The organism is Paenibacillus taihuensis, assembly GCF_003386535.1.
GTDB lineage: Bacteria > Bacillota > Bacilli > Paenibacillales > Paenibacillaceae > Paenibacillus_Z > Paenibacillus_Z taihuensis.
In genome coordinates this window covers 50,672-63,796 of the sequence record NZ_QTTN01000019.1, presented here as the reverse complement: position 1 = coordinate 63,796, position 13,125 = coordinate 50,672, and the positions used below count along the sequence as shown (strand labels likewise).

The 13,125-nt window shown below is 52.7% G+C and carries 12 protein-coding genes and 1 pseudogene; 1 reads left to right on the top strand and 12 read right to left on the bottom strand.

Going from position 1 to position 13,125, the window contains the following annotated elements; all coding sequences use genetic code 11:
- Nucleotides 1-12 precede the first annotated feature (12 nt).
- Nucleotides 13-996, bottom strand: coding sequence for a TIGR03943 family putative permease subunit (locus A8990_RS16595; protein ID WP_116190163.1), 984 nt, complete (start codon nucleotides 994-996; stop codon nucleotides 13-15).
- A complete protein-coding gene (locus A8990_RS16590; protein WP_116190162.1) occupies nucleotides 993-1,931 on the bottom strand; it encodes a permease in 939 nt (312 codons plus the stop codon). Before A8990_RS16590 ends, A8990_RS16595 begins: the two co-directional genes overlap by 4 nt.
- Nucleotides 1,932-2,091: 160 nt before the next feature.
- On the opposite strand from A8990_RS16590, the gene A8990_RS16585 reads away from it, so the two are divergent.
- Complete coding sequence (locus A8990_RS16585) at nucleotides 2,092-2,940, top strand: 3'-5' exonuclease (RefSeq protein WP_116190161.1); 849 nt, start codon at nucleotides 2,092-2,094, stop codon at nucleotides 2,938-2,940.
- Between the two features lie 38 nt (nucleotides 2,941-2,978).
- Here the strand turns inward: A8990_RS16585 and A8990_RS16580 are convergent, their stop codons facing one another.
- From A8990_RS16580 to cysC, 10 genes and pseudogenes are all read right to left on the bottom strand, one after another.
- Nucleotides 2,979-3,785, bottom strand: a complete 807-nt coding sequence (locus tag A8990_RS16580; RefSeq protein ID WP_116190160.1) for a hypothetical protein — start codon at nucleotides 3,783-3,785, stop codon at nucleotides 2,979-2,981.
- A gap of 40 nt (nucleotides 3,786-3,825) precedes the next feature.
- The gene (locus tag A8990_RS16575) at nucleotides 3,826-4,305 is read right to left on the bottom strand and encodes an LURP-one-related family protein (RefSeq protein WP_116190159.1); all 480 of its coding nucleotides are present in this window, start codon (nucleotides 4,303-4,305) and stop codon (nucleotides 3,826-3,828) included.
- A 49-nt stretch (nucleotides 4,306-4,354) separates the two neighbouring features.
- The gene (gene abc-f / locus A8990_RS16570) at nucleotides 4,355-6,106 is read right to left on the bottom strand and encodes a ribosomal protection-like ABC-F family protein (protein ID WP_116190158.1); all 1,752 of its coding nucleotides are present in this window, start codon (nucleotides 6,104-6,106) and stop codon (nucleotides 4,355-4,357) included.
- A 709-nt stretch (nucleotides 6,107-6,815) separates the two neighbouring features.
- Nucleotides 6,816-7,277, bottom strand: a pseudogene (locus A8990_RS16565) (ATP-binding cassette domain-containing protein); the annotation flags it as partial.
- A gap of 13 nt (nucleotides 7,278-7,290) precedes the next feature.
- On the bottom strand, nucleotides 7,291-7,566 hold the full coding sequence (locus A8990_RS16560; protein ID WP_116190156.1) for a YqkE family protein: 276 nt from the start codon (nucleotides 7,564-7,566) through the stop codon (nucleotides 7,291-7,293).
- Between the two features lie 52 nt (nucleotides 7,567-7,618).
- Nucleotides 7,619-8,629 carry a HoxN/HupN/NixA family nickel/cobalt transporter gene (locus tag A8990_RS16555; RefSeq protein ID WP_116190155.1) on the bottom strand — a complete coding sequence of 337 codons (1,011 nt, stop codon included), beginning with the start codon at nucleotides 8,627-8,629 and terminating at the stop codon, nucleotides 7,619-7,621.
- Nucleotides 8,630-8,732: 103 nt separating this feature from the next.
- Complete coding sequence (locus tag A8990_RS16550) at nucleotides 8,733-10,169, bottom strand: sulfatase family protein (protein WP_116190154.1); 1,437 nt, start codon at nucleotides 10,167-10,169, stop codon at nucleotides 8,733-8,735.
- Nucleotides 10,170-10,190: 21 nt separating this feature from the next.
- Nucleotides 10,191-11,072, bottom strand: coding sequence for an AraC family transcriptional regulator (locus A8990_RS16545; protein ID WP_116190153.1), 882 nt, complete (start codon nucleotides 11,070-11,072; stop codon nucleotides 10,191-10,193).
- A 46-nt stretch (nucleotides 11,073-11,118) separates the two neighbouring features.
- A complete protein-coding gene (locus A8990_RS16540; protein ID WP_181909619.1) occupies nucleotides 11,119-12,552 on the bottom strand; it encodes a sulfatase family protein in 1,434 nt (477 codons plus the stop codon).
- Complete coding sequence (gene cysC, locus A8990_RS16535) at nucleotides 12,549-13,106, bottom strand: adenylyl-sulfate kinase (RefSeq protein ID WP_116190212.1); 558 nt, start codon at nucleotides 13,104-13,106, stop codon at nucleotides 12,549-12,551. The genes A8990_RS16540 and cysC overlap by 4 nt, the downstream gene beginning before the upstream one ends.
- Nucleotides 13,107-13,125 lie beyond the last annotated feature (19 nt).

Below are 13,125 nucleotides of genomic sequence, written 5' to 3'. Positions count from 1 at the left end.
GGATTTCAATAACTAAGCGCGATAAACATATGGATCCTTCGGCTTCGGAATCGAATTCCACTTCTCAACGGTCAGTTCGGGAATTGTCTGTTTGAACGGTTGATAGAAGGTCCAATTCAGCTTACCCGTGACATGAACCCAATCGTCGTCATGGAAGGTCGCGTCCGATGGGAAATTGACGAGCATCCCGAACACCCCGGAGTCCGCAACGCAGTGGATGAAGCCGAAGCGGAATACGAAGTAATGATTGCCCTCTACCTGCTCGCCTTTATAAATAAACCCGTCAAAGCTGACCGTGCGCCCCGTGAATGTCGTCGGGTAATTGTAAATCGATTCGAGCCCCTTCAAATAATTAATGTCATTAAGCTCCACGTTCTTCATATTGCTGAACTCTTCGAGCTCCTTCTTCGACACCTTCGCATAGCCTTGCTTGCCGTAGAAGACGCTTGTGTCCGGCTTCAGGAACTGGTGGAATCCCGGATTGTCTGCGGATGCGTCGAAGTTCGGGAACGAGAAGCCTTTTGCCTTAACAAAGCTGGAATCGAGCGTCTGAACAGGCAGGAAAAACCCTGTAATCAGGGGGAAAATAAGAATCCCATAACCGAGATACCTCTTCCACCGGATCGGTTCATCGTGCGAATGTCCATGATGATCGTGGTCGTGATGAGCATGGTGCAAATGATGTTCGTGGTCACGGTCGTGACTGTCATGACTATGGCTGTGACCGTGAGTGTGAGCATGATTATGGCCGTGTGCCGCGTGATCATCCCCGCCCACCTTTTCATCTCCGAGCAGTTCCTTCGTCTTGCGCCGATTCGCCTCTCTCTCCTTGGCGTACAGTCGAATGAATTCGAAGACGAACAGGGTGACGAGCAGCACGATCGCGCTTTCAGACAAATAGGCGTATTTCGTATTGATATATTTGTTCAAATTGCCGTTCAAGTGCATCATAAGGAACAAGCAGGAGAATCCCGCCAAAATATAAAGACGTATCATCCGAACAGCCTCCCTACGAGTAACGAAGTACCGAGTGTGCATGCCGCGACGAGTGCGATCAGCACAATCACGAACCGTCCTTTAAAGACGCCGAGCAGCATCAGCGTATTCTTAATATCGATCATCGGACCGAACACGAGAAAAGCCGACAACGCGCCGACCGAGAACGTACTTCGGAACGAGGAAGCGATGAACGCATCCGCCTCCGAACAGAGCGACATGACGAAGGCCAATCCAATCATAACCAGCGAAGCCGTAACCGGATTATTGCCCATATGCATGAGCGAAGATGTCGGAATGAATGTCTGCATGGATGCAGCGATGAAAGCGCCGAGCACCAGATATTTTCCAACCGAAAAGAATTCCTCAATAGCATGCAGCATGACATCATACAAGCGACGGTGGAGCGGCTCGCGTTCGGCTCTATGAGCATGTCCAGAATGCGCAGCAGCTGCAGAACCCGCATCGCCGGCTGCAGTTTCCATAACCGCAGCTTCATGCAGCCTCATCGGCAGCTTCGGATACAGGTAAGAGATAACAATTGCGGTCACATAAGCAACGACGACGGCAGATCCCCCGCGGATTAGCACCATCCGCCAATCATTGCCGAACGCGATATATGTAGCAAACAGCACAACTGGGTTAATGATCGGCCCGGTCAGCATGAACGCGATGCCCGCGTGGAGCGGAACGCCTTTACGAATAAGCCGCCTCGTAATCGGTACGATCCCGCATTCGCACGCAGGGAAGAACAATCCGACCCCGCAGCCTAGCAGCGATGCTAGATACCGGTTCTGCGGCAGCAGCCGCGAGATCCATCTCTCTGATAGAAACGTCTGAATAAGTCCCGACACAATAACACCAAGCAGGATGAACGGAATGGCTTCCATGATCATGCTTAGAAATATCGTATTAAGTTGAAGAAAAGTAACCACGAAATCCCTCCGATTCAATAGGCGCCGCGCCTGAAATCACTAAAAATCAGTACTCTCATTATCTATTAAATCAGATCGAAATGCCAATGTTGCTCTTTGCGCGCAGCAGCGTTAGACTTAAGTAGTACGACGAATTTCAGGTAAACACCGGAGGCACTGCGTGGACTATATTATTCTTGATATCGAATTTAACGGACGAAAATTTGCAAGCGAATTGCCGATGGAGGTCATCGAGATTGGCGCAGTGCGGCTTAACGAGTCGCTTACGCCGGTCGATGAATTTACGGCATTAATTAAACCGGTTTATTTTGCCAAATTGAATGAATTCATTAAGAAGAAAACCGGCATTCCCCAAGAGGGGATCGATGCCGCAGACAGCTTCCCGAAGGTAATCTCCGAATTTCTGAGCTGGCTCGGACCCTACGAGGACTTCCTCATCGTCACTTGGGGCGGCGAAGATATGAAGCGGATCGTGTTCGATACGCGCATGCATAAGATGGATGATGCCTACTGGATGGGTGCGAAGTACTATGACCTGCTTAAAGGATATATTCACTTCAAAGGCGTCACGAATGACGTCAGCGTCGAGGCCGCCCTGACCGATCTCGGGCTTGGCGGCGAAGACAACAACGCGCACCGGGCACTTGAAGATGCACGGATGACCGGAGACATCTTCCGCGCAGTGTTCCAAGAGCTTGATTTCGGACGAATCCAGCAATTCAAGGACGTCTACTCGAATGCCAAAGAACGCAAACTTGTCAAGAACGCCATCCGTATTATCGCGCAGCAGAAGGTAACGCCTACCTGGACCGCAATCGCCCGGCACGTTCTTGAAGGCAAAGTATCCCTGGAGGATCCACGCAAAGTGGCGGAGCTTCAAGCGTATTTCGATGCCGAAATGGCCAAGCCCCGCAAGATGCGCGCAAGTCCGCCAGCGACAGCGGAAGCATCAGAAACAGAAGCAGCCGCTTCGCCGACACCAGCTCCAGAGCTGGACGCAGACGAATAAATGCAAAAACCGCGGTCCATCAGGACCGCGGTTACTTGTTATATCACATGGGACGCCGGCAAGCATATCTCGCGCAGTACACGATCCCATATCGTATCGATGGTGATGACGAGGTTCGACCCGCGTTCCGGATGCACATATGGCGCTTCTCTGCGAAAATAATGCTGGTGCCCGCCGACGAGCGTCAGCGGAATGATATGCTTCGGCGCATACTTCGACCGGTTCCAATACCACATCCCGAACCGATTTCGGCAGATGCCTCCCCAGCTTCCAAGCCGCGTAATATAATCCGCGCATTCGCCGTCCTCATTCACAGCCACCACATAGTGCACCTTATGATTATGCTCCCGCTGAATCGGCAGCTTCGGTGAACCGACCTGGATGACCCGCCAATCGGTGATACAGCCTTCTTCGCTCAGCAAGACCGCCGCTTGATACGCGGCAACTCCGCCCCCGCTATGGCCGATGAAGATGACCGGCCTGCCGGCGGATAGCTTCCGCACCTGTGCGGCAACCGCCCTCGCACCGAACTGTACCGCCCTCCGGAGACGGTATAGATCCTTGCGGACTTGCAGCAGCTGCTGAAAGAAATTATGCGTATGGTCGCCGTAAGGGAACAGCTCGCGAATCGCGGAGATCTTTCCGTTATCGGTTAACCTGTGCTGCAGCTCCTTGACGCATTCGCTGAAGATCGTCCTTCTTGAACCGACGCCAGCCAATAAGTAAACATCCCATTCCGAGGTAACATCTGCATACATGATGTCGTCACCGCCCTGTTGTCTGAAGGCTGATGCAGACTGCACAGCCGTGTAGCGATTAGTATGCGGCGGTGAATACGTTGTCATTCATTCACTGCTGCAAACGATACCTCATTATATTCAGGAGCTACCTCTGCCGCTTCTGTATTTCGTGCATTCCGAGAATGACAGTAATCCATTCATAACTGTCAACCGATGGAGTGAAGTTCTCCAGGCAATACGCAGACGACTCGAACCAGTTGCTGACTCTTGCGAAGGAAGCAGCAAGCGCGCCGTTCTCATCAATCACTTCGTATTCCTGCGAGAACGCGGGAGAGATTATCTCGTATACGCCGCGACCGTAGGCTTCGTATTCGAATTTCTTGGAGAAGAAGGACATTCTTGCACGGAGCAAGCCTACCTCTTCTCCGGATGGTCCGGAAATCGACCACTTGCCCGACAGAAAAGGAAAGCTGCCGCTATATACAGGATTGCCGCTGCCGTCATATACATCAAGTCCAGAACCGAACATGCTGCGCAGGTCAACTTCTCCGACGCGATCGTTCTGCCCATTCAGAATCTCCGTCTGTCCGGCGTTAAAGAAATTGTCGCGAAAATAGAGCTTCATTAGAACCGCCTCCTCTAAAGCTCCTTACGAAGCAAATTTCCAAAAAGTTTCAGCGGGCATTCAAATTCCGCTTCTGCTGAGCGAGCTGCTTGAATTCCTCATCGAGCTGCGCGTACCCGGCGTCTGTCGGCTTCAGCTTGCTCAGCTCCCCAAGCAAATACGTCATCCGATTCGCAATGATAAGCTTCTCTTCCTCAAGCTGCATTGCCTCCGCTTCCGCTGAGACAGCCGGCCCTGCTTCCCGCTCCCGCCACTCGGCGTAGCCGCTCTCGACTCGCTTGATCGCACCGTCCTGGAACATGAGCAGCTTCGAGCAAATTTTGTCGATCAAATAACGGTCGTGAGAAACGATAATAAGCGTCCCTTGATATTCTTCAAGGGTCTCCTCCAGATGCTCACGGCTCGCGAGATCGAGATGGTTCGTCGGCTCGTCGAGGATGAGCATATCCTGTTCCCGCATCATGAGCTGCGCCAGCTTTACGCGCGTACGCTCGCCTAGACTTAACTGATGAATCGGTTTCTGCAGCATCGAAGCATCGAAGCCCATGTTCGCCAGCAGCGTCCTCGATTTGCCGACATCAATGCGAAGCTCATGCGTTTCCTGCAGCAGCTCCAAGACCGTCTGATTCTGGCTGAGATCGTTCACATCCTGCGTTAAATACGCAACATTCGCTGTAGGGCTCAGCCACAGCTGACCAGCATCAACGGACTTCTCGCGGAGCAGCATTTCGATGAAGGTCGTTTTGCCGCTGCCGTTCGGCCCGATGAGCCCGATTTTCTCGCCGCGACCGATATAGAACGAGCTGTCATGGAACAGTTTCCGTTCGCCATATCCTTTGCTAATGCGGGATGCCTCCACAATGCGCCTGCCGCGTTTCTCCGGATTGTCCCAACCGAACGAGACCTTCGCTTCTTCCTTCGGCTTCTTCACACCTTCGAGCTCGATCTTCTCCAGCCGATGAAGACGCGACTTGATTGCCTTATCCATTGCTTTCGCCTTGCTGCGATAGAACTCTTTGACCCCGCGCATCTCCGCCATTTTCCCCGTCTTCCCGGCTTCGCGGTGCGCTTTATCCGACCAGTTCCTGAGCCGGTTCATCTCCGCTTCAATCTTCTGCTCAACCTTCTGCTGTTCCTCGAACTGGTGCAGCTGGCTTTGATAACGGCGGGCTTTCTCCTCACGGTAAAACGTGTAGTTGCCCGAGTAGTTGATCGACTTGCCATCGTCCAGTTCAATAATGCGATCAACGGTCTGATCCAGGAAATAGCGGTCATGCGAGATGATAATCGTCGTTCCATTAAACTTCTCAAGCTCCGCCACTAGCCAGTCGACACCCTGGAAATCCAGGTGGTTCGTCGGCTCGTCAAGGAGCAAAATATCCGGCTTCGATGCCCAAATATGCGCGATGGCCAGCTTCGTCTTCTCGCCTCCGCTTAATCCGGCAAGCCGATCGCCGTCCCACTCCTTCACCTTGCGCAAGCCAAGATGGCTCGTCACTTGCAGGAACTGTTCAGCCTCGCGCGAATGCTCCACATCATCGATCATGCTGCTGAACGTATTTACGGTATAGGACGTCGACTGCAGCAAGTAGCCGATCTTTAGCTGCTCCCGATGATAGGTCAGCTTCCCTTCATCCGGCTGCAGCGTGCCGAAGATCAAGTTCGCAAGCGTCGTCTTGCCCGCTCCATTCATCCCAACGAGACCGACACGCTCTCGTGCTGCCAGGTCCAGATCGACCTGATTTAGTACGGCGTTATCGCCAAAGCTTTTCTTTAATGCGCGAATTGTTAATAGTGTCATACGGATCACCACTTCTAGTTAGAGTTTGACTACTGACAAGGGCGATGATCTTCGGACGACGCAAAAAAACCGCAGGATGCGCCTGCGGCTAATAATGAACAGAAATGGTGTGTGTAAATAAACTCTAATACACCTGCGAGAATGTCGTCACAGGGATCGAGTAGTATAAGGAGTCAGCTCCTATAGACACACGTAACCAATTCCGCTCTAGCGCACAGGCTGAGCTTCTCTAATCGTCATATCGAAAATCATGAACGACAAGGGAATTAAGTCCACATGATGTCTAATTGGATACCTCCTAAGCAACTACAAGATACCCCATTATAGCATGCAGGTACTGATTGTGCACATCTCTATTTTGCGAAATGGGAAAAATTAGTCGGAGTACGCAGTGAAGTTAAAGCTCTCAGGACCTACGCGAATCGTGCCGAGCGCGGAGGCTTCAATAAATACGGAATAGGCTTGGTTGGCAATATTTGGCGCATTGAAGTCCGAACCGGAGAACGAAATCAACTGTGCACCAAGAATACTAAGGTCCAGGTTCTGTGAAGCCGAGAATACGTTAACATCTGCTGAGGTCAGTCCTCGGGTTACGAAAACGGTTATATTCGTTGCAAGCGGGAGAAGCGGCAGTTGAACCGCGCATACGCCTGTAAACTCTACCCGTGTAAGACCAGCAGTTCCAGCGGATAGGTCGAGCGTTTGCTGCACCTGTGTACGATTTCATCATCGCTTCAAGCGCTTCTAAAGCCATGAGATCCAGAAAATTGCTCGGTTCGTCCATAAGGAAAATGTTGTAGCGACCAAGCAGCAGCTTAGCAAGCTGCAGTTTAATGATCTCGCCTCCGCTTAATACAGATAGCTCCTTTCGCACATCTTGATGACTGAATCCCATCGACGAGAGTACAGCGCGAATATCCGAAACAGAGTAATCACTGTCCCGCTGCATGTACGTTATGACATCCAGGTTCAGCTTGAACTTATATCCGCACTGGCGAAAATAACCAATCTCTGCTTTTGGGGATAGGACGATGCCATCCTCTCGGTCGAAATTCATGTTGAACAATGTGGTTTTGCCACAGCCATTCTGGCCGGAAACCGCAATCTTGCTGCCAAGCGGGAACTGAAATGAGACACGATCGAATATCAACTTATCACCAAATCGCTTCGAAGCTTAGCCGAGTTTAGCTCTTGTGCGAGCGCCAATCCATTTTCGTATTGTTGAGCAAATACTCGAAGTCATTCTCCTGCCGCTTCTTCTCTGCCGCACGCGCTTCCGCCTCGCGTTTTCGAGCTTCTTCCTTGCGCGCCTCTTCCGCGGACTTCAGCTCTTGGCCGGCAGCCTTCAGCTTATCGAGCATCTCCGGACGCAGCATATCTCCCAGCGTAGCCGGTTTCTCTTCCTTCGCCGCGGCAAGCTGATAGTGCTGCGCCGCTCTGTTCTTCATCTTCTTTGCCATATGATCACCTCGTATTAGATGCAATCATTATAGCAAGTTCAGTTCCAGCCTTCTAGTACCGCTGCTCCACCTTCAGCGATTTCCACACCATCACCGAGATAAGCCAAGCTGCGATGAAGAGCGCGACAAGCACGTAACCGAGATCGCCAAGATCGATCGAAGCGATCCATCGGAAGAACGGCGATGACCATTCCAGCCGTTCTTCCATAATTTGCAGCAGCTCGACCATGCCGATGAGCAGTGCGGAAACGACGGACACGCTCGTCACGGTGACGTTGTAGAACAGCTTCCGCAGCGGCGTGTGGAATGCCCAACGATAGGCTTTCGTCATGAACATGCCGTCCGCCGTATCGAGCAAGCTCATGCCAGCAGCGAACAATAGCGGGAGTGAAAGGATACCGAGCATAGACACCGAGCTCTTCGCAGCTCCCGCAGACAATGCGAGCAGACCGACCTCTGATGCGGTATCGAAACCAAGACCGAACAAGAAACCAAGCGGATAGACATGCCAGCTCCGGCTAATAAACCGCTGCAGCGGACGGAAGATCCGCGAGAACAGCCCTCTTGCCTCGAGCAGCTGCTCCAGCTGGTCGTTCTTGTAGTGGCCTGACTTCATTTTGCGGAAAAGCTGAAACAGGTTGACGAGAATGATCAGGTTCAGAATGCCGATAAGAATGAGGAAAATGCCGGATACCGATGTGCCGATCAGCTTGCCGGTCTCCTGTAGAGACGGCATTTCGCGCTGGATCCATTTGACGGAAAAAGCGACGCCGAGCACCATCAGAAACACGACCGACGAATGGCCAAGCGAGAAATAGAAGCCAACGCCGAGCGGGCTGTGCTTCTGCTGTACGAGCTTGCGCACCGTATTATCGATGGCGGCGATATGATCCGCATCGAAGGCATGCCGCATACCGAGCGAGTATGCGAGCAAGCCGAGGCTCCAGAAGGCTGGATCGTTCCGGCCCGCAATCGAAAGCCCAATGATGCCGCCAATGTGCAAGGCAAGAATGACGAACGCGTAACCAGCCCAAGCTTTGCGATGATTCCATAGTTTACGCATACGGCAAGCCTCCCTTCAGATTTTCTATGTAACATAATCTAACATAGATACCTATCCGCGTCCATGAAAAAAAGACCAATCCAGTCCGTGGATGGTCCTTTGTTTAGGCTCGATGATTCATTTTCGCTCCGGTAAGCAGCTGGCGTCTTGTCCATTCATTCGCGATGGCTGGGTCCCCATCTTGCCGCAGCTGTTCATAGAGCCGGACACGAAGCTCGGCGATGAGCTCTTGATGCTCTGGCAGCGCGATCGCGTTGTGCAGCTCGGCTGGATCATTCACCAGATCATACAGCTCGTCGACGTCTGTCAAATTCCAGACGTACTTCCATTCCTTCGTCCGAATCATCCGCTGCGTGTACAGCCCGAACTGCTGGCCGTTGTATGTCGCCACGATTTGCTCTCGCCAATCGCTCGTCGCAGGTGATTCATTTGCTGCACTCGCTGAGATCAGAGGCACTAGAGATTTCCCATGAAACCAATCTCCCGGGTATTCGAGTCCTGCGAGATCAAGCAATGTCGGACCAATATCGAGCAGGTTGTAGACGAGCTGTTCCCGTTCAGTCCCAGCTGCGACCTGGCCTGGCAGTGAGATCATAAGCGGCACACGCACGACGTCATCATAGAGGATATAATGCTTATCCATCATTCGATGCGACCCGCACATGTCGCCATGATCCGCTGTGAACACGATAATCGTGTTGTCAGCTTGCAAGGTCCGCGTTAATGCGGCAACGACTCGGCCGATCGCATCATCCAGCTGACTGATTACACCGTAATATCTAGCGACAATCGGCGCCCAGTCTTCCCATGTGTACGATTCCACGCCCCAACTAACCAGCTGCTGGGCTTGAATGTAAGGCTTGCCTTGGAAATGATCCCGGAAGCCATCCCACTCCGGCACTTCCGCCGGGTCGTACATCTCCGCGAACCGCTCCGAAGGGCGGCAAGGCAGATGCGGCTCGGCAAAGTGAAGCGCAATATGCCAAGGACGATCTCCTTGGCTGAAGTTCTCCATCGCTTCAATGGCTTGGTCCGCGAACCAGTGCGTCTCCGCATCAGCTAGTGCCACCGGATTATTTTCGCCAAAAAATCCATTCGAGTACTTGAGGTCCGGATATCGATTCTGCCGAAATGCACGGTAGTCCGCTTCGCTTACATAGGACTCATAACCGAACGCGGTTGGGTCGAAATCGGGACTGCCCCCCCATTTGCCGAGGAAGGCAGAGCGATATCCCGCCTCCTCCAGTTGCTTGGACCACGTATATTGCTCCGGCTGCAGATAGCCAACCGGCAAGAAAGAATTGTAGTTCCACAGCGCACCGAATGTCTCGGGCCGCTTGCCATGCAGCAGCGATTGTCTCGCTGGGCTGCAGACAGGAAAGTGTGAATACGCGTGATGGAACACGGTGCTTTGCTCCGCCAGGCTATCGAGGTTCGGCGTCTGAACAGGATATTTGCCACTGTAGCCGACGCAGTCATAACGAAGCTGATCGGCAGTGATGAACAATATATTCGGCTGCAATCGTGATTGGATATTCATGAATGCTCCACCTCCCTCTTATCAGCCCGTCACCCGATACTGCTTAGGCGAGCAGCCGACATGCCGCATGAACAACCGGTTGAAGAACGACTGATCCTCATAGCCGACCATCGTGGCAACGACGATAACTTTCTCCTCGGTCTCCAGCAGCAGATGCTTCGCGCGCTCGATCCGAATTTCGTGCAGCGCCTCGAAGACACTGCGGTTATATTCTTCCTGCATCAGCCGATTCAGCTGCCGAATGCTTGCATTGAACAGCAGCGACAACGACTGCAAGGTAATCTTCTTCTCATAGTTACGCTCGAGATAACCATAAATCCGCCTCGCGGTCATCTCGCGGTCCAGCTGGCGCGGAGATGGATGAATCCGCTGCTGAGACATCATCGTGTAATAGCGCGATAACAGCACGAGCAGCTCAATCATCTGTAGACGAATAAGCGTTGTATGGCCGATGGAGCGGTTATTGATTTCGCGGATCATATTCTCGAGCAGATTCAGCACGCCGACGGCATCCTGTCCGTGCAGATTAAGCCTATGGTTGAAGCGAACATCGTGATCAAGAAAAGGGTGAACGTAGAAGTAGTCCATCGAACCGGTAATTTCAAGCTCAGTCAAGAGCGCGTCGGGGATAAAAGAAGGCATAAACAAGCAGTTGATAATCTCCATCTGCTCGCCCTTCTCCACCTCATAGGCATGCGTTTCGCCAGGATTGATAATAAACACGTCCCCGGCGTGCACCTCGTAGCGGGTCCCTTGGAATACATGCATCCCTTTGCCCCGAACGACATACACGAGCTCAACAAACTCATGCCCATGCTCAGCTATCGAGCCCTGTACCGTTCGGGTAATCCAGAAAGGAAATTCGACCTTCATATACCGATTGCTGCTCAAAATATCTTTCATGCACGCTCACCCTCTATGACAAGTATGTCAGGCTGACTGCTGCTGCTTATTTCGCGTGCCCATGGCTATGTGCCAATGCAGCTTGATCGAACAGCTCGCGGTCAGGGTTCTGCTGCCATTCCTCCCAGCTCAACCCGTACTCCGCGAGAATTTGCTCGATTCTCCGTCTGAACGGGAGGCCTCGCTCCAGAAGCTGCTGCACCATCGGGTCGATTCTACCGCCGAGCTTGCGGCTGACCACTTCATTGAGCTGCTGCTCGAACTCATCGGCTAGCCGCGGATTCGCTTCAGCGAGGTTCACTTTCTCCCCCGGATCAACGAGCAGATCATAGAGTTCGCGCGGTGGACGCTTGAACGGGCCAGGGTCATACGTACGGATAAATTTATACCGATCTGTTCGAATGCCTCTCGCCGCCTGCCATGCACACTCGCTCAGATAAATAGTTTCGTGCGTGCCTTCGGATTCTCCTTCAATCGCCTGCCACATATTAATGCCGTCGAGTCCTCCCGGATCAACCAGCTTGCTCACATCGATACCCGCAGGCGCTTCACGCCGCACCGCATCGAGCAGCGTCGGCAGCAGATCCACCTGCTGCACAAGCCCTGGCACTCTGCGTCCGCCATCGATTCGGCCAGGCCAGCGCATGATGATCGGGACATGAACGGTCGGCTCATACAAGCCGCAATGATCCCAATAAATATCATGCTCGGTTAAGCTCTCCCCATGATCGCCGAACAGGACAAGCAGCGTATCTTCTTGGATGCCGAGCTTGCAGAGATGATCGTCCAGCTCCTTCAATCGGTCGTCCAAGTAGCGAATTTCCGCGTCATACAGCGCGTCATAGTAATCCGTATCCGTCACATTGCCGACGAGATCGTAGTGATGATGCTTAAAGAACGGATAAGCCGTATGATTATAGGCCGGCTCCATGCTCTGATTGCTTGGATCGAACGGGTCCTTCGATTCATCGTAGAACTGCGGAATATACGATTCCGGCGGCAAATACGGCGTATGCGCATCCCAATAGTGAAGGAACAGGAAGAACGATTCGCCCTGATGCTGCTCGATCCAAGGCAGCGCCAAGTCGTTCACCTTGCTGCCGTCAATCCACCGATTGCCGCCGACGGTGTTGATGTAATAATTATAGCCGCGGGCAAACCACTCCTTGAGCTGATAGAGATTGTCGACCGCGCCGGTTGTGAAGCCTGCCGAGCGAAGCAGGTTCGGCAGCCACTCGACCGACTTCGGCAGATGGGTCAGATCGGAGCCGTGGGAGACGACGCCGGTAGTGAGACCGATTTTGCCTGTGAAAATGCCTGTATGGGCAACTTCTGTCGGTATATCTGCTGCGTATGCACGCTCGAACAGCACGCCGTCGCGCGCAATTTGATCGAGATGCGGACTTGTCGGTTTCCCGTAGCCATAGCCGCTCAGCCTGGAGGCACGGAGCGTATCGAGCGAAATGAGGATGATTTTCATCGCAGGCTGAGTCCTTTCTTGATGCTCGACGTTGCCGCTTGCTCCAAGTAAGTAATTACCGTCTGGACGTTCTGATCCAGTGTAGCGCTGGACGAGAGAAGCGTGAGCTCCGGGCATTCCGGCTCTTCATACGGATCTGTGATGCCGGTAAAGTTCTTGATCTCGCCTGCTCTCGCCTTCGCATACAACCCTTTCACATCTCGCATCTCGCAAACATGAAGCGGGCATTTGACATACACTTCGATGTAATTCTGAATTTGCTGCCTTGCGTAATCGCGCATCTCCTTGTAAGGGCTGATGGCTGAGACCAGCACATCAACCCCGTTGCGGGAGAGCAGATTCGCAATATAGGCAATACGTTTCACGTTCTCGATACGATCTTCTCTGCTGAAGCCGAGCCCTTTGCATACCGTCGTGCGAAGCTCGTCGCCATCGAGCAGCTCCACGCGCCGTCCGCGCTCGCGCAGCTTCTTCTCGACGCTCTTGGCAGTTGTTGTCTTGCCTGCTCCGGATAATCCGGTGAACCACAATACCGAGCCATAGGTGCTGTTCATGCTCGTTTCCCCTCCATCT